This is a genomic window from Ligilactobacillus sp. Marseille-Q7487, from assembly GCF_949152225.1.
Classification (GTDB): Bacteria; Bacillota; Bacilli; order Lactobacillales; family Lactobacillaceae; genus Ligilactobacillus.
The window spans coordinates 281,021-305,038 of sequence record NZ_CASCJC010000001.1; the positions used below are offsets into that span (position 1 = coordinate 281,021).

Consider the following 24,018-nt stretch of genomic DNA (forward strand, 5'->3'; position numbering starts at 1 on the left):
CAAAAAAAGCTCGCATTACTAATGCGAGACTCAATTTAATCAGTAAGTTTTTTTCTAAGTAAAGGTACCAAATGCTCAATTAATAAATCATAACCAGCTTCTGAATAGTGGATATCATCGGGTTGCAAGAGGTTTTCACCTTTGTGTTGAAAGGCAATATCATACCAATCAAGATAAGTAATGTCTTTTTTCAAAGCCACTTCTTGGGTAGCTAAGGCATATTGATGCAACTTGGCTAAAGGCCGAAAAACTTGTCGTGTTGGGCCAGTGATGCCAGGTGTGATTAGGATACATTTGTTTTTTCCAATCTCATCAATCATGGTACAAAGATTTTCTTTATAAGATTCAAGTGTTGTTTTTTCGTCTGCAACATCATTGGTACCAAAAAAGATAGTTACAATATCGGGATTAGCCAAATGTACATCGGCTTGCAATCGTTGCAAGGCGTTACGGGCTAAATCACCAGGGACACCACGGTTTATTAATTCTAAATCTCCCATCGCTAAGGCATCACGAAGCTTATGGGTAAAAAGAGGTGAAGGAAAACCGTCCATTACACCGGCAGTAATACTATCACCTAATAAAACGATTCTATTCATAATTTTGTAAACCTTCTTTAAAAATTTTGCACTATTTATTTTACAATAAAACAACTTGCTTGAAAAGTAGTAAGCTCTTACAAAAGTCTAAAGGATTTGTGTTATAATTGTTAAGAATTTATTTTTAAGAGGAAGTTTAGATGGAAAATCAATTGAATTATTATAAAATTTTGCGTAGTGAATGGCGTGAATTTTATAAAGAACATATTGTACCGTTGAGTTTTCGAGAATTAAATCATATTAGGTCACTAAATGACCAAATTTCTTTGCAAGATGTTAAAGAAATCTATATGCCGTTAGTACATTTGTTAAAGTTAAAGATGCAAGTGCATCAACAAATGCAACAGCAACAAGCTGAATTTTTAGGGATCAAAGCTCAAAAAGTACCGTTTATCTTAGGAATTGCTGGTTCAGTAGCTGTGGGTAAGAGTACGACGGCGCGCTTGTTGCAAAATTTGTTAAGTGAACTTTATCCAGATAAGAAAGTACGGCTAATTACCACTGATGGTTTTTTGTACCCAACACGTGAATTAAAGCGCCGTAAGCTGTTAGCACGTAAAGGTTTCCCCGAAAGCTATGATATGCCGCTATTAATCAATTTTATCAATGATGTAAAAAATGGCTTACCGGCTAAAGCGCCAGTGTATTCACATGAAATCTATGATATTATTCCGGGACGGTATGATTTAATTGAAAAACCAGATATTTTGATTGTTGAAGGAATCAATGTTTTGCAATTGCCGTCTAATCAGCAAATCTATGTCAGTGATTTCTTTGACTTTTCGATTTATGTCGATGCTAGCGAAGATTTAATCAAGCAATGGTACTTGGAACGCTTTGAGATGTTGTTGGAGCGAGCTAAAAATGAGCCGTATAACTATTATTACTCTTATGCACAAGGAGATCGCCAAGTTGCACGGCAAATGGCTCAAGATGTTTGGGAAAAAATTAATCATAAAAATCTGCAAGAATATATCCTACCGACTAGAAATCGTGCGGATTTAATCTTGACAAAAGGCGAAAATCATTTAGTAAACGAACTATATTTAAGAAAATACTGATTTTGTATGCCAATTACCGTTTAAAATAAATCTTAAGCTGTTGACCTGTACGTGTTTACTAGGTAAAATGGAGTAAGTGATTTGTAAAAAACGCAAAAAAAATTTAAGATGAGGTGAATATCTTGGCTAACGTTGAGATGCAGGCATTTGATAAGATCATCGTATTGGATTTTGGGAGCCAATACAACCAATTGATCACGCGCCGAATTCGGGAATTTGGGGTATACTCGGAGTTACTATCCCATAAATTGACCGCAAAAGAAATTAAGGAAATGAATCCAAAAGGAATCATCTTTTCTGGTGGTCCAAATAGTGTTTATGATGAAAGTGCCTTTCATGTTGATCCAGAAATCTTTGAATTAGGCATTCCTGTTTTAGGAATTTGCTATGGGATGCAATTGATGGCAAACATGTTACCTGGTGGGAAAGTTGAAAGCGCCGAAAATAAGGAATATGGTAAGGCCATCATTTCCGTGCCTGATAAACAAGCCGTGATGTTCAAAGATTTGCCACAAGAACAAACAGTTTGGATGAGCCATGGGGATTTGGTAACGCAAGTGCCTGAAGGTTTTGAAGTGACCGCAACTAGTGGTAACTGTCCAATTTCTGCGATGGCTAATACCGCTAAGAAGTTTTATGGTTTGCAGTTCCATCCAGAAGTGCGTAACAGTGAATATGGTAATGACATCTTACGTCGCTTTACCTTTGATGTTTGTGGCGCTAAAGCAAACTGGTCGATGACAGATTTTATCGACATGCAAGTAGCTAAGATTCGCGAAACTGTTGGCGATCAAAAAGTGTTATTAGGTCTTTCTGGTGGGGTGGATTCTTCGGTTGTCGGTGTCTTGTTACACAAGGCAATCGGGGATCAATTGACCTGCATCTTTGTTGACCATGGTTTGTTGCGTAAAGGTGAAGCTGAACAAGTAATGGAAAGCTTAGGCGGCAAGTTTGGCTTAAACATCATCAAAGTCGATGCTAAAGAACGTTTCTTAGGCAAATTAGCCGGTGTGGCTGATCCTGAAAAGAAACGTAAGATCATCGGTAACGAATTTATCCGAGTATTTGACGATGAAGCAACCAAGTTAAAGGGTATCAAATTCTTGGCCCAAGGTACTTTATATACTGATATCATCGAATCAGGAACAGATACAGCGCAAACTATCAAGTCCCATCATAACGTGGGCGGTTTGCCAGAAGATATGCAATTTGAATTGATTGAACCATTAAACACGTTGTTTAAAGATGAAGTGCGTGAATTAGGTGAAAAATTAGGGATGCCACACGAATTAGTTTGGCGTCAACCATTCCCAGGCCCAGGTCTTGGGATTCGTGTGATTGGTGAAATCACCGAAGAAAAATTACAAATCGTGCGCGATAGTGATTTGATCTTGCGTGAAGAAATCGCTAAGCATGGTTTGGATAAAGAAATCTGGCAATACTTCACCGTTTTACCAGGAATTCGTTCCGTTGGTGTGATGGGCGATGGCCGGACTTATGATTACACGGTAGGTATTCGTGCCGTAACCTCAATCGATGGAATGACAGCTGATTTTGCGCAAATTCCATGGAATGTTTTACAAGAAATCTCTGTGCGGATCGTTAACGAAGTCGCACACGTTAACCGCGTGGTTTATGATATTACATCCAAGCCACCGGCAACAATTGAGTGGGAATAATAACTAAAAAGCCTAGCTTCCTTGTTAATTAAGGAGCTAGGCTTTTTTGAACTGAAATAAGTTTTGTTTTTTATGTAAAAAAGTGATAGTGACCATGTTTTTATTAGTAGATAATTTAAATTTAGATATGTTACAATTGATTTGAGTCACAAAGACATGAGCATAAAAATACTAAGCCGTCAAGGAGTTGTCTAAAACGGCTTAGTATTTTTTTTTAGAATTTTTGTTAAAGGGGGATGTAATTTGAGTCAAGTACAAAATTTGACGTTATCCTGTCTTTTAAATATAAATGACATTTATCTATCAAGTAAGAATACTCCAGAAAAATTCTATGAGTATCTAATCTACTAGCACCTCATCTGTTATCAAAATATATAAATCTTTTAGTAAAGCTCTTGCAATAGCTAATCGCTATTTTTGACCACCAGAGAGATTACTGGCATCTTCTTCAATAGGTGACTGAAATTGAAGAAGTAGTCCTTCAATATATTCTTTTACCTGAGCTATTTCAAATGTCCAAATAATCTGTTCCCTCATGGGTTGGTAGTTTAAACCAATCATTTTTGATAATACTTCATGTCGATTTCCATAGCTTATAATTTGCTAAAATGAGCTAATATTTCATTCATGTTATAAAGATACTTTTGAGTGGGAATAATAGCTAAAGAAACTGTAGGGGGGTGTATAATTAGAACATCAGATTGAGAGATAAATTTTGCAAGAAAAATAGTAGAGAGGTTAAATAATGGACAAATTTTCAGAAAAGAGTCTGCGATCGTTAGGCAGCTATTATGTATATGGACTGATTGACCCAAGAAATAAGCAAATATTTTATATTGGAAAAGGAACTGGAAATAGAGTATTTGAGCATGAAAAAGAAGGTATGGGTAATTTTGATAGTGAAAAATTGAAACTAAAAACTATAAAAGACATTAAAGCAAACAGATTAGAAGTAGAAAAAATTATTATCAATTCAAATCTTACAGAACCTGAAGCCTTTGCAGCAGAAGCCACACTTATCAATGCATTTAATTATGTTGGGGATTTTAGACTAACAAATATTGTTTCTGGACATCATTCTACGCAAGCACTATCTGTAGATGAATATGAAATGATATATGGTGCTGAAGAATTACAAAAAGAAGATATAAAGCATAGAATTATGGTTATCAAAATAAATAAGCTTTATCATAGAGAAATGGCTAAAACGGATTTATATGATACTGTTCGTGGTGTCTGGCGAGCATCAATAAAAAAGGCCAAAACCGTGGATTATGTATTTGGAGTCTATAATTCTTTGATTGTTGCCGTGTATAAGCCGACACACTGGTATATTTGTAAGGATGCAACAGACAAGCTTCCAAAACATAGTAGGGTGTTAACCGAAAAAATAGCAAATAGAATATTTTTTGTGGATGAGGAATATGAGCGCAACTCATCAATGGATACAGTGGAGAAATTTTACTATGGCAAGAGTATTACAAACTTAAAAATAAATCAGAGTGCACAAAATCCGATTACATATTTAGGAATATAAAAAGTAACTGCTGAATTTAAAGAATTGTGCATCATAGGATATCGAAATTTTAAGGGGATTAAGAGCTTAAAATAATTCATAGATAGAAGATTCATAGATATAAACGTATCGAGTTTGAATAAAAAGTCTAGTAGTCTTGGCTGATAAGGCTACTAGACTTTTTGTTTGTTGTATTAAAAATATTGGTCTTTTATAACTCTTTTAAGGGATCATTACAAAAACTACTTATAGTCCAAGAGTTTTTAGTGGAAGAACTTCGAAATAATAAGGGCATTTATGTTTTTGCATAAAGTCAAAGTAATCATGATAGCGTGGGGCATTAAACCAATTTGATAATAAATAAATATATTGAACCGAATATCCGATATGATTAAGTAATTTTTCATATTCATAGATTTTAAATAAGAAAGTTACTAGTTTTTCATCGACAGAACCAGAACTATGTTGAAAATTTTTTTCAATAATATAGACTGTTTTGTTTTTCTCATTAATAAATGCCTCATCTGGGGCCTAGCGTTTTGAATTATAATGCTTATAGTCAATACCGTTATCTTTCAGAAATTTAGTTGAAAACTTAGTCTGATTTATCGATAATCCAATAAAATTATTATTACCCTTCATATCTCCGAAAATTGTTTCAACATCTGTTCGTCTTCTTTGATAGATAGTTGAACAAGACTACATGACAGGTCAATTTAGAGACGGGTTTTCTTTAGCTTTATGTTTTAAATATTCCCAGTTTAAGTTTATTGATTTAATCTGTTGTTGGTCCTTTTGAGTTTTCGCTAATTGTTCTAATTTCTTTGTCGCTTGAAATTTATCAGCTTAATATTAGCAAGAGATTAGCCATAAGAAAAGGCCCACGCCAATTTTTTGACGTGAGCCTTTTTTCTATTGAAGCTGAGTTTTTTTCCAACCCCTTTTTGATGTTTAATGGAGACTAAATGGGCAAACTAGATAAACTTCTTGGCAAAATCCGCGCAAAGCGTTGTAGACATGTTGAGCTCGACTATATTTTGTACAGACCCCAAAAACCGTAGGACCTGAACCGCTCATTTGAGCTGCTTGTGCTCCAAATGAAATCATCTTATTTTTAATACGCAAGATTTCAGGATATTTATGGGAGGTGATAGGTTCTAAGACATTGCCCATATTAGCCGTTAGTTTTTCTATGTCGCCGTTTAAAATGGCTTGGCATACCGCATCTACATCTTGATGAATGATACGATTATAATCAATTTGCCGAATGATTGAAGGCGTTGAAACACTTGCTTTAGGTTTAGCAATTACAAACCATAAGGCTGGAAGTGATTTTAAAGGTGTGATTTTTTCACCACGTCCGGTAACTAAAGCAGTCTGGCTATAAACGCAAAAAGGAACATCAGAGTCAATTTTTAATCCAAGTAAAGCTAGCTGCTCTTTAGAAAGATTTAGTTGCCAAAGCTGGTTTAAACCACGTAAAACAGCTGCGGCATCTGAAGAGCCGCCCCCCATTCCTGCTGAAACTGGAATTTTTTTAGTGATTGTGATTCGAACACCTTGTTTAACATTAAAATCTTGTTGTAATGTCTTGGCCGCTTGATAGGCGAGATTACGTTGATCATCTGGCAAAAAACCTGAATCAGTTTCAACTATAATCTCAGAGGTGTTGTCTAAAGTTTCAATGTGTACGTAATCTGCTAAATCAATAGCTGTCATCACCATATTCCACTCAGGTTCACCATCTTGATGGCGAAAGGGGGTGTCTAAGCTCAAATTGAGTTTGGCGGGTGCCTTTTCCAAAATCTCCATGGTCTCACCTTTTCTTCCGAAATATTAATACTTCTATTATACTGATTTATTTTAAATTTTAAAAGGTTAACCCAAGTTAAAATTTTGAATAAAAAATGAAAGATGAATATACCAACTTCTATTATAAGATGGTTGTATTTGATTTGGATAACGGTTACAATTTAGGTGCAAATATAATTTAAAATATTAGATGAAGATTTGAGGTGTTTTTTTATGGAAAGAAAATGGTGGCATGATGCGGTGGTTTACCAAATTTATCCGCGCAGCTTTCAAGACAGTAATGGAGATGGTATTGGAGATTTACAAGGAATAATTCAACGCTTAGATTATCTAGAAAAACTAGGTGTTGATGTTGTATGGTTAAGTCCTGTTTATCGCTCACCTAACGATGATAATGGCTATGATATCTCTGATTATCAAGATATTATGGAAGAATTTGGAACGATGGCCGATATGGAAGAATTAATTGCTAAAGCAGCACAGCATGGCATTAGAATTGTGATGGATTTAGTGGTAAATCATTCTTCAGATGAACATCCATGGTTTATTGAAGCTAAAAAGTCAAAAGATAATCCATATCGTGACTTTTATATTTGGCGCGATCCAGTTGATGGACATGAACCAAATGATTTGACAGCGAGTTTTGGTGGCTCAGCTTGGGAATTTGATGCAACGACAGGACAATATTATTTGCACTTCTTTAGTAAAAAACAACCGGATCTAAACTGGGAAAATCCTAAATTACGCCAAGCCGTTTATGATATGATGAATTTTTGGATCGATAAAGGAATTGCTGGTTTTAGAATGGATGTTATCGACATGATTGGTAAAAAGCCAGATGAAAAAATTACGGTTAATGGACCTTTACTACATGATTACATCAAAGAGATGCATGCTAAAACGTTTGGACCTAAAGATTTGTTGACGGTTGGTGAAACATGGAGTGCTAATGAACAGATTGCCTTGCAATATACTAAGCCAAGTAATCATGAATTAAGCATGGTATTTCAACTTTTCTTTACTCAACTAGATCAATATCCAGATAAAGGCAAATTCTTCACGCGTGAGTTAAATGTAGCCGGTATTAAGGAAATTTTTGATCGTTGGCAAGTAGCTTTAAATGAGCAAAGTTGGAATGCTTTAGTCTGGGAAAATCATGATTTGCCACGTGCAATATCTGAATATGGTGATGAAGGTGCTTATCGTATAGAAAGCGCAAAGATGCTAGCGATTATGTTATATATGCTAAAAGGTGTTCCTTACATTTATCAAGGTCAAGAAATTGGGATGACCAACTGTCCAATCAGTGATGTGAGTCAAATCGATGATATCGAAAGTATTAATGCTTATCGTGAGCTAACACAAAGCGGACAGATGACTAAACAAGAAGCTTTAGATGCGATTAATAAAAAGGGACGTGATAATGCTAGGACGCCTATGCAATGGGATACTAGTGCCAATGGTGGCTTTACGACAGGGACACCTTGGTTACATGTAAACCCTAATTATCAAACGATTAATGTCAAAGCAGCTTTAGAAGATCAAGATTCAATCTTTTATACTTATCAAAAATTGATTCAGATACGTAAGCAAAAGCCTGTTGTGGTTTATGGAGATTATCAAATGTTAACTCAAACGGCACCGGAAGTTTATGCTTATACTAGAAGTTATCAAGGACAAACCTTACTGGTTGTAGCAAATCTTAGTGCTAAACCACAGATGATTAACCTACCACAATATGGAAAACAAAAAGCGTTATTATCGAATTATGCGCAAGGAATCATTGATTTAAAAGCAAAACCTTTGAAGCCTTATGAAGCTTTCGTGATTGAGATTAAATAAAAATTAAAAATTAAAAAGAAAACATATTGACTTTTTAATTTTTATGTAATATATTTTATTCATCCGAAACAAGTAGCCGGTGCTACAAAAAAACAGTTATTGCTATTCTAAGGCTACGTAAATTCTGTTTGCTTGATACAAGTTTGTATCAAAGATAGAAAGTTTCGTTAATCAGCTTAATCTGAGATAAACAGCCAAACTCATTTAAGCCGGTTAAGTACACCCCTCAAGAAGCTATCTTAAAAGTAGTTTCTGATTAATATAAAAGAGTCTATGAAAAAATATTTCGTAGGCTTTTTTTATGTGACTGGCTAGAAAAATTTTTTGACTAATTAGTGAGTATTTTTGGATTATTTGATTGACGAAAAAGGCTTTACATGGTACGCTAATTTCTGCTATTATTCAGAATAACCGAACGTTAACCCTTCGTTGTTACATGGTATGATAGTCTTTTTTTATAATATTAATCACATTAAAAAACGAACATTTTTACGAAGTTCGCTAGAAAAAATAGGGAATATACCGTATAATGTAAAAAGATGATGCTTTTTACATATATGAGTTAATTATTTTGGAGGAATTATTTTGAAAACTAGAAGAAGTGATCGTTTGATCGATATGACCCGTTACTTGTTAGAACGTCCACATACATTGATTTCATTGACTTTTTTTGCAGATCGTTATGAGTCAGCTAAGTCGTCGATTAGTGAAGATTTGGCGATTATTAAGCGAACCTTTCAGACACGTGGAATTGGGATTTTAGAAACAATTCCTGGTGCGGCCGGTGGTGCACGTTTTATTCCTTCGATTTCAGAAGATGAGGCACGAACTTTCATCGGAGAAATGGTTAAGTCTTTATGTGAAGAAGATCGTCTTTTACCAGGTGGTTATGTGTATTTATCCGATTTATTGGGGAATCCTGAAGTTTTACGTAAAGTTGGACGTGTAATTGCACGTCAATATATTGACAAAAAAGTTGATGCCGTAATGACTGTAGCTACCAAAGGGGTACCTATTGCACAAAGTGTTTCTAGTTATTTGAATGTTCCTTTTGTGATTGTACGTCGTGATTCCAAGATTACAGAAGGTTCGACTGTTTCTGTAAATTACGTTTCTGGTTCAAGCGAAAGAATTGAAAAGATGGAATTATCTAAGCGAAGTTTAAAGCGTGGTTCACATGTTTTAGTCGTTGATGATTTTATGAAGGGCGGTGGAACCGTCAACGGGATGAAATCAATGATTGAAGAATTCGAATCAGAACTGGTGGGAATCACTGTTTTTGCAGAAGGCTCATTTGAAGGCAAACGAATGGTTGACGATTATACATCGTTATTAAAAGTAGATAAAGTTAATACTTTGGATAAAACGATTCATGCTAGTGCAGGTAGTTATTTAGAAAAAGTTTTTGGGGAAAAATAATTTAGTGGTGATATTTGCACACTGCTTTTTAGTGAAAAGATTACAGGACTAAAAAGAGTTTTGTCAGATTGGGGGAACCATGGGAATCTTAGTATCTGGCTTGCTAATCTTGGTGTTAATTGCCGCATTAATATGCGCAATATGTGGAGTTTTTTGTCATAAAAATGGCCAAGGCAGTCAATTAAAACTATGGAGTGCTTTAATTTTGGTAGGTATTTCAGGGGGGTTAGCTACAGTAGTCTTGCATTATGAACAAAGTTATGCCACTGCAGAGCAAACTTTTATGACAATATTTAAAGAGACCTACCAAAATTTTAAAGATGTTAAACGTGTTCAACGTTTTGAACATATGGATGCTAAACAAAAACGCAAGTTATATCAAAAAACAAAACGGATTGCCCGTGAAAGTTATTTGAATAGTAAAGTAATCATGCAACACGCAATTAATGAAATGAACGAAAATAAGACATTATTTCGTTTGCAAGATTATCACCATGCTAAGCAAGCACAAAAACTTTTACAAGAGCAATATGATGAATTGACACACTAATATTGGCTCTTTGTCAAATTGGACTGATAGAGTAGTCGTTAAAGATTGAAGTTATTAACTTTGATTTCATGAACTCTCTTTACTATTTTTTAGTAAGGAGAGTTTTTTATTTACAGTGGTTTAGAAAAAGCAGTAATGCCCTGCCTTAAAGACTTGCATAGAGATATCGGCATTCGTATCTAAAGAATTTTTTGTTGTGAATTTTCATAGAAACTTTTTTAGATATTTGACAAAGCAATCGAAAAAACATAGTTGCTTGCCTTTTTACAAAAAATTAGGATCATTAGAAATTCTATCAGTCTTAAAAATTATAGAGCCACATTAAATCAGTGCTTTTTTTGTGTTATAATACGGTCTGTAATATTAATTAGGAAATGATTTGAAGGAGTGCTAATGATGGCAAAGTATGCGATTATCTTGGCTGCCGGGCAAGGAACCCGTATGAAATCTAAACTTTATAAGGTTTTACATCCTGTATGTGGTAAGGCGATGGTAGATCATGTCTTGACACAAATTGAAAAAAATGAAATGGACAAGATTGTAACGGTCGTGGGCCATGGAGCCGATAAGGTAAAAGAAGCCTTGTTGAATCGAACAGAATACGTTTTGCAAGCAGAACAACTTGGAACTGGACATGCAGTTTTACAAGCTGAAGAATTGTTAAAAGATTGTCAAGGAATGACTTTGATTGCTTGTGGGGATACCCCGTTGTTGACTGCTAAAACTTTTGCGGAATTATTCGAATATCATAAATCCAAAGGGGCCGTTGCAACGGTCTTAACAGCACACACTCCAGAACCGTTTGGATATGGACGAATTGTGCGTAATGAATTAGGGATTGTTGAAAAAATTGTTGAACAAAAAGATGCTACTAAAGAAGAAGCAGCAATTACAGAAATCAACACCGGAGTATATTGCTTTGATAATCAAGAACTTTTCCATGCCCTTCATCAAATCAAGAATGATAATGCGCAAGGTGAATATTATTTAACCGATGTGATGGAAGTCTTCAAAAAAGAAGGTAAGATAGTAGCTGCTTATCAAATGAAGAAATTTGAAGAATCTATGGGAGTAAATGATCGTGTAGCCTTAGCAAATGCTACTAAGGTAATGCAACAAAGAATCAACGAAAAACACATGAAAAATGGTGTAACCTTGGTTGATCCGGATAGTACTTATATTGATGTGGACGTCAAGATTGGCAGTGATACTGTGATTGAAGGTGGTGTAGTCTTGAAAGGACACACGGTTATTGGAAATGACTGTGTGATCGGGGCACATAGCCAGATTGTTGATTCTGTTTTAGAAGATGATGTGACTGTAACAGCTTCTGTTATCGAAAAAGCCGTGATGCATGCACATTCTAATATCGGTCCTTATAGTCATTTGCGACCACAAGCAGATATTGGACAAGGCGTTCATATTGGTAATTTTGTTGAGGTTAAAAAAGCACAAATTGGACAAAATACGAAGGTTGGACATTTGACTTATGTAGGTGATGCTACTTTAGGCAAAGAAATTAATGTGGGTTGTGGTACTGTATTTGTCAACTATGATGGAATTAATAAGCATCATACGACTGTTGGGGACTATTCTTTTGTTGGAAGTGGTTCAAACATTATTGGACCAGTTAATATCGGTGATCATGCCTATGTGGCGGCTGGTTCAACAATTACTGATGATGTCCAAGCACACGATATGGCGATTGCGCGTGGTCGTCAAGTTAATAAAAAAGGATATTACGATAAATATCCAGTAGCTCAGGCAGCTAAAGCGTTAGAAGAAGATAATCAATAATAATTGATGAAGAAAAATCACGGAACTGCTTGATTTTAATTGCACAAATGAATAAGATTATATTAGAAAAAAGATAAATAATTGGAGGCTGCTATGTCTGAACATTGCAATAGTCCAAAGCTTAAAATATTTGCTTTGAACTCAAACAAACCCTTAGCTGAAAAAATTGCGCAAGCTGTAGGTGTTCCTTTAGGGAAAACTTCGGTTGATCGTTTTAGTGATGGTGAAATCCGTATCAATATTGAAGAAAGTGTACGTGGAGATGAAATCTTTATCGTACAATCCACTTCTGCACCAGTTAACGATAATTTGATGGAACTTTTAATTATGGTGGATGCTTTGAGACGCGCAAGTGCTGCAACAATCAACGTGGTAATTCCTTATTACGGATATGCACGTCAAGATCGTAAGGCACGCTCACGTGAACCAATTACCGCTAAATTAGTAGCAGATATGTTAGAAAAAGCAGGTGTGAATCGTGTGATTGTGCTTGACTTGCATGCGGCACAGATTCAAGGTTTCTTTGATATTCCAGTTGATCACTTGATGGGTGCACCGTTGTTAGCCGATTACTTCTTGGCTAATGGCTTAGATAAAGATGCTGTTGTCGTATCACCTGACCATGGTGGGGTGACACGTGCACGCAAGTTAGCAGAATTTTTGAAAGCACCAATCGCAATCATTGATAAGCGTCGTCCTAAAGCCAATGTGGCTGAAATCATGAACATCATTGGTTCTGTTGAAGGCAAGCGTTGTATCTTAATCGACGATATGATTGATACTGCTGGTACGATTACTTTAGCTGCACAAGCATTGATGGATGCTGGCGCAATTGAAGTTTATGCATCGGCAACTCACCCAGTTTTATCGGGTCCTGCAATTGAAAGAATCGAAAAATCTCCAATTAAGCATTTAATCGTAACAGATTCGATTAAGTTGCCTGAAGAAAAACAAATCGATAAGTTAATCGAAGTTTCCGTTGGGCCACTAATCGGTGATGCAATCAAACGAATTCATGAAAACAAACCGGTTAGTCCGTTGTTTAAGAATCGTTTCTATGCACACGAAAAAGAATAGTTAGCGAAATTTTCTTTAAAAGAGCTACATTTGCTCTTTGTATCTTTTAATAGTGAAGAATTTTTTGATAGAATTATTTATAGACATATAAAAATTTCCTTTTAGAATTGTTTTGACGACTTTATTCTCACGGACATTTTTATATGTCTTTTTGTTTTTTTACAAAAAAATAGGACCGCTAAAAATTCTAGCAGTCCTAAAAATTATAGAGCCAAAAAGCTAGCGTACAGGAATTGTACTAGCTTTTTTAGTCGAGTCGTTTGACTAGTTTAAAAGCTTGTGTATGTTGTTTTTGATCTTTTAAGGCGGCAGCTTCATCGAAAATATAATATGTTTGACCGTTTTTTTCTTGAACTAACAAAATAGGTTGTTTGGATTTTGCGTGATGAATTTTAGCCGCTATATAGGCTTTATCGAAATCATATTCGCTAGCAAGCGACTGGCCTGGATTAAAAAAGACATTTTCACTCATAAAGCTCACCTCATTATTTCTTTTGTTAACTTTATTTTACCACGAAAACATTTTAGTCAAAAGTTATTACACCTTGGCGAACTAATTGATCTTTGATTTGTGCAAATTCAATGAAAGAATTAGGTTTAGGTGGGATAAGGAGATGTTTTTCCATCCAAATCATATCAAACCATTGGTCAAATTTATACGCACAGTCATGAAAATGAGCACATTTGCTAAATCCTAGATGCTCATGAAATTTTGGACTGGTCAAATTTAAGTAAGGATTGGTCGGCGTCTTAGGGTAAGCGATACAAGCGTTTAAGCTGATAACGTTTTGAGCCGCACTGATTTTTTCTAACAGTTGATATAAGCGCGTACCAATTCCTAAGCCTTGGGCTGAAGAATCTAAGTAAATAGAAGTTTCCACACTCCAATTATAGGCGCTACGATCTTTGAAACTGCTGGTATAAGCATAACCGATAATTTTTTCGTCTTTTATGGCGACAATGTATGGATAGCGCTGTAAGGTTGTTTCAATACGTTTTTTAAATTGCGCACAGCTAGGTGGAGTTGTTTCAAATGTAATGGCTGTGTTTGTGACATAAGGGGTATAAATATTTAAAAGTTGAGCCGCATCGCTAGGTTTGGCAATCCGAAAAGTTAGGTTTTCCATAATATTGCTCCTTTAAAATAGTTATCTTAATGATACTTGACATCAAGTTAGTTGTTAAGTAATTATCTCAATATTGCAATTGACTTTGTATCTATGGTACATTGAACTTAATGTTTAAATTAATTAAAGAGAGGTTAATGTTTTGATTACAGTTACTGATTTGAGTTTGAATCTATCGGGACGCGTTTTATACGATGAAGTTAACTTGAAGTTTACACCGGGAAATTGTTATGGAATCATTGGGGCAAATGGCGCTGGTAAATCAACTTTTTTAAAGTTATTGGAAGGTAGTTTGCAGCCTACTACAGGTAATATTTCTTTTGGACCAAATGAACGAATCTCAAGTTTAAGTCAAGATCACTTTGGTTTTGAAGAATTTGATGTGATGGAAACCGTTATTCAAGGACACAAACGTTTATACCAAGTTATGAAGCAAAAAGACGCACTTTATGCTAAGGAAGATTTTACGGAAGAAGATGGTATTAAAGCGGCTGAACTTGAAGGTGAATTTGCTGAAATGGACGGTTGGAACGCTGAAGCTGATGCATCGCAATTGTTGCAATCACTAGGTATTAGTGAAGACATGCATTATCAAAAGATGAGTGAACTAACGGAAAGTCAAAAGGTTAAAGTCTTATTGGCCCAAGCGTTATTTGGTGACCCAGATATCTTATTACTAGACGAACCAACTAACGGGTTAGATGTGCATACTATTACCTGGTTAGAAAACTTTTTAGCTGATTATAAAAATATTGTGATTGTTGTTTCCCACGACCGCCATTTCTTAAACCAAGTTTGCACGATGATGTGTGATGTTGATTTTGGTAAGATCAAGTTGTATGTAGGAAATTATGATTTTTGGTTGGAATCAAGTCAATTAGCAGCTAAATTGCAAGCTAATGCTAACGCCAAAAAAGAAGAAAAGATCAAAGAATTGCAAGAATTTATCGCACGTTTTTCTGCAAATGCGTCTAAATCTAAGCAAGCTACGTCACGTAAGAAACAATTAGAAAAAATTACTTTAGATGATATCAAACCTTCCTCACGTAAGTATCCATTCATCAAATTTGAAATGGAGCGTGAATTGGGTAATGATTTATTAAAAGTTGAAAATGTTTCTAAGACTATTGATGGAGTCAAAATCCTAGATAATGTTAGCTTTATGATTCGTCCAGGTGAAAAAGCAGCGATTATTTCACGCAATGACTTAGCGCAAACGACCTTGATGCAAATCATCGCCGGTGAGTTAGAACCTGATACTGGTAGTGTGACTTGGGGTCAAACCACGATTAGAAGTTATATGCCAAAAGACTTGAATGCTAACTTCAATAATGATGAATTAAGCATTTTAGATTGGTTACGACAATATGCAACTAAAGAGCAAAATGATAACACCTTCTTGCGCGGCTTTTTAGGTAAGATGCTCTTTTCAGGTGATGACATTGAAAAGCAAATCAAAGTTTTATCTGGGGGCGAAAAGGTACGGTGCATGTTATCTAAGATGATGCTTTTGCAAGGCAATGTCTTGTTGATGGATGATCCAACGAATCACTTGGATCTTGAATCAATTACGGCTTTAAATGACGCGTTAGTAGCGTTTCCTGGTTCATTGGTATTTACCTCTCACGACCATCAATTCATTCAAACAATTGCTAACCATATTATCGAAGTTTCCGATAAAGGTGTTGTTGATCGTCCAGATACAACATACGACGAATTTTTAGAGCACGAAACTGTTCAACAACAAGTTGCTAAACTTTATTAATATATAGAAAACTCTTGGTTTTATCTCGTTTGAGATGTAAACCAAGAGTTTTTTTAGATTTTAGCAAATAAGGCTTGCAAATAGGTATAGACCATATTATAATTGGGCTATACCAATGGAAGCGATAAAATAATGGAGGAAATTATCATGAAGATTATTGTTGTTAAAGATAGTATCGAAGGCGGTCGCGAAGGCTTTAAAGTATTTAAAGAAGCTTTAGACAATGGCGCTAAGGTTTTTGGTTTGGCAACTGGTAGCACTCCAGAAACAACTTATGCACAAATTGTAGATAGTGATTTAGACTTTTCAAAATGTACTTCGATTAACTTAGATGAATATGTTGGTTTAGGAGCAAATGATCCGCAAAGTTATCATTATTTTATGAATCAACATTTATTTAGTAAAAAGCCATTTGCGCATTCTTACTTACCAGATGGTTTGGCTAAAAATGCTAAAAAAGAAACTGCACGGTATGATGCATTGATTGAAAAAAATCCAATTGATCTTCAATTATTAGGTATTGGTCAAAATGGTCATATTGGTTTTAATGAACCAGGCTCTTCTTTTGATGGTAAGACACAAAAGATTCGTTTGACTGAATCAACAATTGAAGCTAATTCACGCTTCTTTGAAAATGAAGATCAAGTACCTAAATATGCTTATTCAATGGGAATCGGTAGCATCATGAAGGCTAAGAAAATCTTGCTTGAAGCCTATGGTCCAGCTAAAGCAGAAGTTATTCGCAAAATGGTCAAAGGTCCAATAACAGAAGATGTTCCTGCAAGTATTTTACAAAGACATCAAGATGTAGTCGTGATTGCCGATGAAGCAGCTGCTGCCTTATTAAGAAGCTAAAAAATAAAATCCCTCTTTACTTTTTTGAGTAGAGAGGGATTTTTACATATATCAAATTAACGTGGACGAATCTTAGTAACTTCACCTGAACTAAGTGTTTGACCATTTGCTAAAACTAATTCACCATTATCGTTAATATTAACTGCAACAGAATTAAAGACTTTATCACCTTGCGTAATTGTGACTTCGTGATTAAGTAAATAGCAATTTTTGCGGTACTCATCCATGAAAGAAGCGGTTTGATAATTAGAATAAATATCAAAAAATTCGCTTAAAAAACTAGCGATAAATTCGTTACGACTTACATTTTTAGCCAAAGCTTGATCACGTAAAGAGGCTACAGTTTTCTTTAAATCATAATCAAAAGAACTTAAAGGAGTTAGATAGTTAATCCCACAGCCTAAAATGATTTGACTAACGCTACGACTTTCCAAATCAACAATACCTTCAGTTAAGATGCCACATACTTTTTTGTTGTTTAGCAATAAATCATTAACCCATTTGATTTGAGCTGTAGTATCTAATTTGTGCAAAATAGTGCGGTGCATTGCAACTGCAGCTGCCGTGGTTAATAAGCCTGGATTAAAATTAGTGTGAGTATTGTTTAATAACAGACTTAAATAAATCCCGGTTTTTTGAGGTGAACTAAAGAAACGTCCGTGACGTCCGTAACCGGCAGTTTGTTCTTCACTGATAATGACAAGTGGATTTGTTAACTTAGACATAGCCGCTAACTCTTTGGCGCGGGTGTTGGTTGAGTTTAGTGATTGATGAATCTCAAAATCTAATTGTAAATCTGTTGGTAGATAACTTTTAATTAGCGCAGCAGACAATTTATCATTATCTGCTAGGCGATAGCCGCTTTTTTGCCGACTTTCTATGGCATATCCTTCGTTTTGTAAGGTTTTGATTGCTTTCCAAACCGCAGTACGTGAGACTTGCAATTTGTCAGCCAATTCTTGTCCTGAGATGAAATCGTTACTGTTTGCTAAGATTTGGATTAACTTTTTAGTGGTGTTCATTTCAATCAGCTCACTTTACTTTATTTCGTAATTATTATAACTAAGAAGTGGCTTTGAGTCCAAGTGGCAAGCTAAAAAGAATATTAAGATTTAATTTAAAGATTTTACTCAAGGTTTTTTCGTGGTATCGTTAAAAAGAAAGTTGGTGAAATATGATTAACAAAAAACAAGGATTAACATTGGTAATATTAGCTTTAAGCGGTATTTTATTGTTGTTTTTCACAAAAAATAATGCAAAATTATATCGCCAACCAATCGGCAAAGTTATGACTGTTAAACAGCAAACAGTGCAAAAAAACGTCGATGAATTTGGCAATCATGATGTCCAAACTACACAACTAGTGACGCTTAAAATCTTAAATGGACATTATGCCAATAAAAAAGTGACTGTCAATAATACTTTTGCTAAATCAGGGGCATTGAGTCAAAAATATCGTCCAGGTCAAGAAGTCTTTTTAGACATTCATAGGCTAAAAGATGGACAGTTGAGCATAACATTATCCGATTTAAAACGCGATGTTTATCTGATCTTTTTGGTTTGGTTAGTTGTAGTTGTTTTATATTTGATGATGCGTATGCAAGGTTTAAAGACCTTGCTAAGTGTAATTTTAAATGTCTTGTTATTTTTATTTTTCATTCAACTAGATGTTGTGTTGAATTTGAATAATTTCTTTTGGCTATTTGCTCTTAGTGCGGTGTTATTTACACTATTATCTTTGAGTTTAGTTATTGGATTGAATAAACAGTGTCTTGTTACTTTTTTAGCCGTAATCTTGGCGACAAGTAGCGCTTTAGGGTTGAGCATGTTATTGATTGCAGTTACAGGACAAAAAGGGATTCATTATGAAGCGTTGGATTTCGCGACCCAAGCTCCCAAACAACTTTTTTTATCTGCGACAGTCATTGGTTTATTAGGAGCGGTGATGGATGCTGCTACAGATATTGTTTCTACGTTATTTGAATTAAAACAAACCAATCCTAATGTTTCGCAAGCGCAATTGTTTAAATCAGGACGCCAAGTAGGGCAAGCTGTGATGGGCCCTTTGATTAATGTGTTGTTATTAATCTTTTTTGCCGAAAGTTTTGCTTTAAGCGTGCTTTATTTACGAAATGGCAATACCTTTGCTTATACGTTTGAATGGACGATGTCTTTAGGGATTTTAGAAGCTTTGATAAGTGCGATAGGTGTAGTCTTGGTGATTCCAAGTGCAAGTTTATTGGCTGCTATGGCGTTAGGAGGAAAAAAAGATGTCGTCTCTTAGTTTATTGACGTTAGTTTTAGGAATTTTGATGATTTTAGTTGGCGGTAAACAAGGGTTGGCTGCATATCTAGGTGTGATATTGAATTTTGGCTTACTTTTTTTGGCAGTTATTTTAATTGCAAGTGGCTTTAACATTATCTGGATATGTATCTTTTTTGGAATTTGTATTTTGGCTTTGACGATTTATTTAGGGAGTCATGATGAGCGTGCAACCAATGTGGCCTTTGTAGCAACTTTAATCGTCTTAGGTGTAATGGTTTTGTTGATTATTCCATTAGATTATTTGGCTAATACAGCAGGATTTGCCAATGAGCAATCCGAACAAATCGAGGCTTTTAACCTGTTGATTGGTGTAGATTTTAGACAATTATTGCTAGCTACGACTATCTTAAGTACATTAGGGGCTTTGGCAGAAGCAGCAATAGCAATTGCAAGTGGACTAGAAGAATTGTGGCAACAAAATCCAACACTAACTACTGTGCAGTTGATTAAAAGTGGTAAAGTTATCGGATTTCAAATTATGGGCATGACATTTAATACTTTATTTTTTGGGATGTTTGGTAGTGATTTGGCGTTGTTTATCTTGTTATATCGCTTAAAAAATACGTTTGGGTATTATTTTAATTCCAAAATATTTGTAGCAGAATGCATGTTAGTTTTATATGCAGCTTTAGCAGTTATTTTAGTAATTTGGTTGACGATTTATTTGATGACACGCAAATTGATGCGTTCCCAAAAAAGAGATATTTCATGATATAATTAAGTGAACAATAAAAAGGGGGAGTAGCCCATGAAAAAACGAATAAGTGTAGTGATTGCTACGGTGTTTATGTTAGGTTTAGCTGGTTGCGCTCAAAGTCAAGAAAAACAAGCGGATAAAGCATATCAAGCGGCGTTAGTAAAGATTAAAGATGGGCAACAAACAACAGCTTTAGCGAAGTTAAAAGATGCTCCACAAAACGCCAAGATTAAAGGTTTAACGCAAAATGTAACAGATTTAATTGCAGTAAAAAAAGCACTCGATAAACCTGATTTAACAACAGCTAAGAAAAAATTAGCTGATTTGCAAAAGATTCAAGGGCCAAGTGCGGTGAAAAAACAAGTTACTAAGTTAACTAAAGATTATCAAACTATTCAACTTGCTCAAACCTATTACAGTGAAGTCAAAGATTATTATGCAGCTCAAAAATATTTTGCTGCAGGAGGAAGTTTACAATCGTTACAAGCCTTGTCAAATAAGCTAGTTGCAGTTAAAAATTTACAAAAAAAGGCAAATTCTTATGAAGATTTGATTGCCAAAGCTCAAAAACAAAGCGAAAAACAAACAGCTAGCGAGCAAGCAAATGCGCGCAATTCAAAGATTGTCCAAGATGAATATGCTAAAAAGACAGGGCAAGATATTAACGGAGCATCTAATGATCAAATTAATCAAGTTGTCCAAAGCCTAAGTAACGATCAAGTTATTTCTGCCTTTAAACAAGCAACGGCTATTCCAAGTGAAGATGGTGATCAATATTATGTGCAAAGTCTAGGACAAAACCAATATCAAATTGAGATTCGCCATACTAGTCAAGCCGATAATCAATTATCTAACCTTAAAGGTATGTATAAATTTAATATGCAAACTAAAAAAGCTCAAAAGTTAAATGAGATTACTGGACAATATATAGATATTAATTAAAGGATTGTAGGAATTTATGAATAGACTTAAAGCTAAATTTTGCCCCAAAATTGTTGGAGGCGTTTTGTTACTAGCCGTTTTAGTGATGTGTTATGGAATAATTTTTAAACAACAAACACGTGTATCAGATTGGCTGTTTTTGTCCGGCCTGGCCTTGGTGTGCTTGGCTGTTATCGATATTTTATTGCATGCACACTTATTGGCAGGTTGGTTTCAAAAACAAAGAAAAGGTGAAAGTGATGAAGAGTTTGCTAAACGTAAAATTGATGTTCACCGGGTTGGTTCGTTAAAAAATAAACCAATTCACTTTGAAAAATTAGCATTTAACAGTTTATTATTGGGATTGTGTTTGATTGTTTTAGCAGTTTTGATTACATTATAAAAAGCACAAGTCTGACATGTTTTTCATATCAGACTTGTGCTTTTAAATTGAGCTAAACTCTTTTGGGAAAAAGAAACGTTCATCACCGACTTGTTTATCACGAATAGCATTTACAATGGCGCTTGCATTGGAAAGTTCAACAAAATCATCACAGTCTTTAAACAAAGTAATTGGTGTTTTCTTTTTAGCATCATCTACAGCATAAGGTGAATCATAGCTGTCGTTTAAAGCCGTATAATATTTTTCATCAAGCTTAGCATCTTTAAGTGCTTGTTTAATTTCGTTAATCTTTTGAGCGTTTTTTGGTGTATTTTTGAGTGATTTAAATGGTTGGCGATTACAAAAGCGTTGTGCCAAATCACTTAAAATAGGATCTTCGTGTGTTTGCCAGATATTAAAACAAGTATTTAAGACATGATCGTCTAAGCTTAAATATGTTTGTAGCGGAATTTCATTTTTGGCAAAAAACGGTTTTAAAAAATGTGTCGTCAATTGATCATCTAATTTATTTTCCAAAAAGAGATCTTTAGCACGAGCTAAAAGATTACCAAGTAAAACTTCCATTGAACGCGAGACTGGATAAAAATAAATTTGCTGATACATTTGAAAACGGCTGACAATATAATCTTCAACAGCATGCATTCCCTCAAAATCAAAGGTGATTCCTCCTTTGTAAGGACGCATAACACGTAAAATTCTAGTCAAATCAAATGTTCCGTATTTAGCACCAGTAAAATATGAATCACGCAGTAAATAATCCATACGATCGGCATCCAATTGACTAGAAATCATTTGAACGACCTGCTGATTAGGATAAGTTTTTTGAATGACAGCGACTACTTTTTTTGGTAGTGAGGCGTCAGTGTTAGCTAAAATTTGATGAATTTGTGTTGTTTTATCTAAAATAATACGACATGTCATTTCTTCATGATCGGTGTTAAAAATTTTTTCAAAGGTATGTGAATAAGGTCCATGCCCAATATCATGGAGTAACGCAGCGCATAAGGCAACTAGTCGTTCATTATCATTCCAAAGACCATCTTGGGTAGTTTGGCTAGGATAGTTACGTGCAAACAAGTCACAAATTTGACGGGTTATCTCATAAACACCAACCGAGTGTGAGAAACGTGAATGTTCAGCCCCATGAAAACTATAGCTGGTTGTGCCTAATTGTTTAATGCGACGCAAACGTTGGAATTCACGGCAATTAAGTAAGTCTAAGATGACAGGATGTTGAATATAGATATAATTATGGATAGGATCACGTAAAACTTTTTCACGCACAAGCATTTGCACGCCTCCTTTGTTATAATACATGTATTATAACATGTAGGACAAAAGGTACGAAAAAAGCTTGTGATTTTTAGATAGAAGATAAAAAGAGGTTAGATGAGATGGTAAAAAATGAAGTTCCTGTACATGTAAATGTCAGTACGCAAATTAAACAAGGAAATGAGTTAGAAGAATTTACAATAGAAACGACTGGTAATTTTACTGTTATTGGAGATGTTGGATATTTACGTTACTATGAAAAATATACCGATCAAGCCGATGCTTTGGTAACCATGAAATTCAAGTCTGAACAGTTACAATTAATTAGACGGCAAGAAGATTTATTGTTGCGATTGATATTTGATAAGCAAACTAGACAAAGAGCTAATTATCGAATTGGAGCGAATAATTTGAGCTTAGAGACATTAACGCAAGATTTACAAATCAATTTAATTGCGCCCCAAAATAGTGGGGCGGTTTTGGTTGATTACCAACTTCATAGCGGTCATGAACTGTTGGGAGAATACAAAATAAGATTGCAATTTAACGCATAGTATTGTAAGATGAGGAGTAGACTGTTGAAAGGACGTGTATGGTTTGGAGCTAGAAAGATTCAAAAATGTCAATAAAGAAGAATTGTCGATGATTGAAGTTGCACGTGCGATTTTGAAAGATAGAAGCGATGTGATGGCTTTTGCTGATTTAACAAATGCTATCCAACAATATCTTGGAAAAAGTGATGAAGAAATTCGCGAACGTTTACCTCAATTTTATACGGATTTAAACATCGATGGTAGCTTTATTTCCTTGGGCGATAATATGTGGGGCCTACGCTCATGGTACCCATATGAATCAATCGATGAAGCACTTGTTCATTCTGAAGACGACGATGAAGAAGATCGTCCAACACGTAAGAGCAGAAAGAAAGTCAACGCCTTTTTGGATGACGTTACCGATGATGACGTGATCGATTATGACGATGATGATCCAGAAGATAGTGATGATATCGAAAATGATTATGATGTCGATGACGATGATGATGAAGAAGATCAAGAGTTAAAAGAATATAGTAAAGATTTAAGTGATATCGGAGAATCAGACGATGATGATGAAGATGATTTACCTGATGGAATCGAAGGGCAATTGTCGGAATTAAGTGATGATTCTTTAGATGAAGAAATCTAAAGTTCGTTCTTGACGCTCATTTAATTATTATGTAAAATGCTTTATGGGCGCTTCACATATTGTGGAGACAAAAAGCACGGTAATCAGAGCTCCCTATTCATAGAGTTTGGATAGG

23 protein-coding genes are annotated in these 24,018 nt (G+C 35.1%); 16 read left to right on the forward strand and 7 right to left on the reverse strand.

Translation table 11 applies throughout. The features are described 5' to 3' along the window. Window positions 1–35: 35 nt before the first annotated feature. The gene (locus tag QM017_RS01245; RefSeq protein WP_282708616.1) at window positions 36–599 is read right to left on the reverse strand and encodes a GDSL-type esterase/lipase family protein; all 564 of its coding nucleotides are present in this window, start codon (window positions 597–599) and stop codon (window positions 36–38) included. A gap of 140 nt (window positions 600–739) precedes the next feature. On the opposite strand from QM017_RS01245, the gene coaA reads away from it, so the two are divergent. Both coaA and guaA read left to right on the forward strand, forming a co-directional pair. Then, window positions 740–1,660 (forward strand): type I pantothenate kinase, encoded by a 921-nt coding sequence (gene coaA, locus QM017_RS01250; protein WP_282708617.1) that lies wholly within the window; start codon window positions 740–742, stop codon window positions 1,658–1,660. A gap of 122 nt (window positions 1,661–1,782) precedes the next feature. Continuing rightward, a complete protein-coding gene (guaA, locus tag QM017_RS01255; protein WP_282708618.1) occupies window positions 1,783–3,339 on the forward strand; it encodes a glutamine-hydrolyzing GMP synthase in 1,557 nt (518 codons plus the stop codon). 411 nt (window positions 3,340–3,750) lie between these two features. Here guaA and QM017_RS01260 read toward each other — a convergent pair whose 3' ends face one another. Further along, the gene (locus QM017_RS01260) at window positions 3,751–3,900 is read right to left on the reverse strand and encodes a hypothetical protein (RefSeq protein ID WP_178196023.1); all 150 of its coding nucleotides are present in this window, start codon (window positions 3,898–3,900) and stop codon (window positions 3,751–3,753) included. 184 nt (window positions 3,901–4,084) lie between these two features. On the opposite strand from QM017_RS01260, the gene QM017_RS01265 reads away from it, so the two are divergent. Further along, window positions 4,085–4,876: a hypothetical protein gene (locus QM017_RS01265; protein ID WP_282708619.1), complete on the forward strand. Its 792-nt coding sequence runs from the start codon at window positions 4,085–4,087 to the stop codon at window positions 4,874–4,876. Window positions 4,877–5,806: 930 nt separating this feature from the next. Here QM017_RS01265 and ispE read toward each other — a convergent pair. Next, on the reverse strand, window positions 5,807–6,667 hold the full coding sequence (gene ispE, locus QM017_RS01270; protein WP_178196027.1) for a 4-(cytidine 5'-diphospho)-2-C-methyl-D-erythritol kinase: 861 nt from the start codon (window positions 6,665–6,667) through the stop codon (window positions 5,807–5,809). A 213-nt stretch (window positions 6,668–6,880) separates the two neighbouring features. Between ispE and QM017_RS01275 the strand changes: the two genes are divergently transcribed. The 5 genes from QM017_RS01275 (at window position 6,881) to QM017_RS01295 (ending at window position 13,352) form a co-directional block, all read left to right on the forward strand. After that, a complete protein-coding gene (locus QM017_RS01275) occupies window positions 6,881–8,509 on the forward strand; it encodes an alpha-glucosidase (RefSeq protein ID WP_282708620.1) in 1,629 nt (542 codons plus the stop codon). Between the two features lie 585 nt (window positions 8,510–9,094). Beyond that, a complete protein-coding gene (gene purR / locus QM017_RS01280) occupies window positions 9,095–9,928 on the forward strand; it encodes a pur operon repressor (protein WP_178196031.1) in 834 nt (277 codons plus the stop codon). A gap of 79 nt (window positions 9,929–10,007) precedes the next feature. Then, window positions 10,008–10,478, forward strand: a complete 471-nt coding sequence (locus QM017_RS01285; protein WP_178196349.1) for a hypothetical protein — start codon at window positions 10,008–10,010, stop codon at window positions 10,476–10,478. Between the two features lie 393 nt (window positions 10,479–10,871). Further along, window positions 10,872–12,275 carry a bifunctional UDP-N-acetylglucosamine diphosphorylase/glucosamine-1-phosphate N-acetyltransferase GlmU gene (gene glmU, locus QM017_RS01290; RefSeq protein WP_282708622.1) on the forward strand — a complete coding sequence of 468 codons (1,404 nt, stop codon included), beginning with the start codon at window positions 10,872–10,874 and terminating at the stop codon, window positions 12,273–12,275. 93 nt (window positions 12,276–12,368) lie between these two features. Next, window positions 12,369–13,352, forward strand: a complete 984-nt coding sequence (locus QM017_RS01295; RefSeq protein ID WP_178196353.1) for a ribose-phosphate diphosphokinase — start codon at window positions 12,369–12,371, stop codon at window positions 13,350–13,352. A 247-nt stretch (window positions 13,353–13,599) separates the two neighbouring features. On the opposite strand, the gene QM017_RS01300 is transcribed toward QM017_RS01295, so the two are convergent. Together QM017_RS01300 and QM017_RS01305 are read right to left on the reverse strand one after the other, a co-directional pair. Continuing rightward, window positions 13,600–13,824 (reverse strand): hypothetical protein, encoded by a 225-nt coding sequence (locus QM017_RS01300; RefSeq protein ID WP_178196355.1) that lies wholly within the window; start codon window positions 13,822–13,824, stop codon window positions 13,600–13,602. A gap of 52 nt (window positions 13,825–13,876) precedes the next feature. Continuing rightward, window positions 13,877–14,479: a GNAT family N-acetyltransferase gene (locus QM017_RS01305; protein ID WP_282708623.1), complete on the reverse strand. Its 603-nt coding sequence runs from the start codon at window positions 14,477–14,479 to the stop codon at window positions 13,877–13,879. Window positions 14,480–14,621: 142 nt separating this feature from the next. Between QM017_RS01305 and QM017_RS01310 the strand changes: the two genes are divergently transcribed. Together QM017_RS01310 and QM017_RS01315 are read left to right on the forward strand one after the other, a co-directional pair. Beyond that, entirely contained in the window at window positions 14,622–16,244 is a 1,623-nt protein-coding gene (locus QM017_RS01310; RefSeq protein ID WP_178196359.1) for an ATP-binding cassette domain-containing protein, read from the forward strand. A 147-nt stretch (window positions 16,245–16,391) separates the two neighbouring features. Next, window positions 16,392–17,099, forward strand: coding sequence for a glucosamine-6-phosphate deaminase (locus QM017_RS01315; protein WP_178196361.1), 708 nt, complete (start codon window positions 16,392–16,394; stop codon window positions 17,097–17,099). Between the two features lie 56 nt (window positions 17,100–17,155). Here QM017_RS01315 and QM017_RS01320 read toward each other — a convergent pair whose 3' ends face one another. Then, a complete protein-coding gene (locus tag QM017_RS01320) occupies window positions 17,156–18,121 on the reverse strand; it encodes a biotin--[acetyl-CoA-carboxylase] ligase (RefSeq protein ID WP_282708624.1) in 966 nt (321 codons plus the stop codon). 152 nt (window positions 18,122–18,273) lie between these two features. Here QM017_RS01320 and QM017_RS01325 point away from each other — a divergent pair, with 152 nt between their 5' ends. Genes QM017_RS01325 through QM017_RS01340 form a run of 4 tightly spaced genes read left to right on the forward strand, consistent with a single transcriptional unit; the run spans window position 18,274 to window position 21,446 of the window. Next, window positions 18,274–19,383 carry a YibE/F family protein gene (locus tag QM017_RS01325; RefSeq protein ID WP_282708625.1) on the forward strand — a complete coding sequence of 370 codons (1,110 nt, stop codon included), beginning with the start codon at window positions 18,274–18,276 and terminating at the stop codon, window positions 19,381–19,383. Beyond that, window positions 19,370–20,137: a YibE/F family protein gene (locus QM017_RS01330; RefSeq protein WP_282708626.1), complete on the forward strand. Its 768-nt coding sequence runs from the start codon at window positions 19,370–19,372 to the stop codon at window positions 20,135–20,137. Before QM017_RS01325 ends, QM017_RS01330 begins: the two co-directional genes overlap by 14 nt. 36 nt (window positions 20,138–20,173) lie before the next feature. Further along, on the forward strand, window positions 20,174–21,064 hold the full coding sequence (locus QM017_RS01335) for a hypothetical protein (RefSeq protein ID WP_282708627.1): 891 nt from the start codon (window positions 20,174–20,176) through the stop codon (window positions 21,062–21,064). A 16-nt stretch (window positions 21,065–21,080) separates the two neighbouring features. Beyond that, window positions 21,081–21,446 carry a DUF3899 domain-containing protein gene (locus QM017_RS01340; RefSeq protein ID WP_282708628.1) on the forward strand — a complete coding sequence of 122 codons (366 nt, stop codon included), beginning with the start codon at window positions 21,081–21,083 and terminating at the stop codon, window positions 21,444–21,446. Window positions 21,447–21,488: 42 nt separating this feature from the next. Here QM017_RS01340 and QM017_RS01345 read toward each other — a convergent pair whose 3' ends face one another. Beyond that, window positions 21,489–22,736 (reverse strand): HD domain-containing protein, encoded by a 1,248-nt coding sequence (locus QM017_RS01345; RefSeq protein ID WP_282708629.1) that lies wholly within the window; start codon window positions 22,734–22,736, stop codon window positions 21,489–21,491. A 104-nt stretch (window positions 22,737–22,840) separates the two neighbouring features. On the opposite strand from QM017_RS01345, the gene QM017_RS01350 reads away from it, so the two are divergent. Next, window positions 22,841–23,272 carry a DUF1934 domain-containing protein gene (locus QM017_RS01350; RefSeq protein ID WP_282708630.1) on the forward strand — a complete coding sequence of 144 codons (432 nt, stop codon included), beginning with the start codon at window positions 22,841–22,843 and terminating at the stop codon, window positions 23,270–23,272. Between the two features lie 43 nt (window positions 23,273–23,315). Continuing rightward, entirely contained in the window at window positions 23,316–23,903 is a 588-nt protein-coding gene (gene rpoE / locus QM017_RS01355; protein ID WP_178195558.1) for a DNA-directed RNA polymerase subunit delta, read from the forward strand. The last annotated feature ends 115 nt before the right edge of the window (window positions 23,904–24,018 follow it).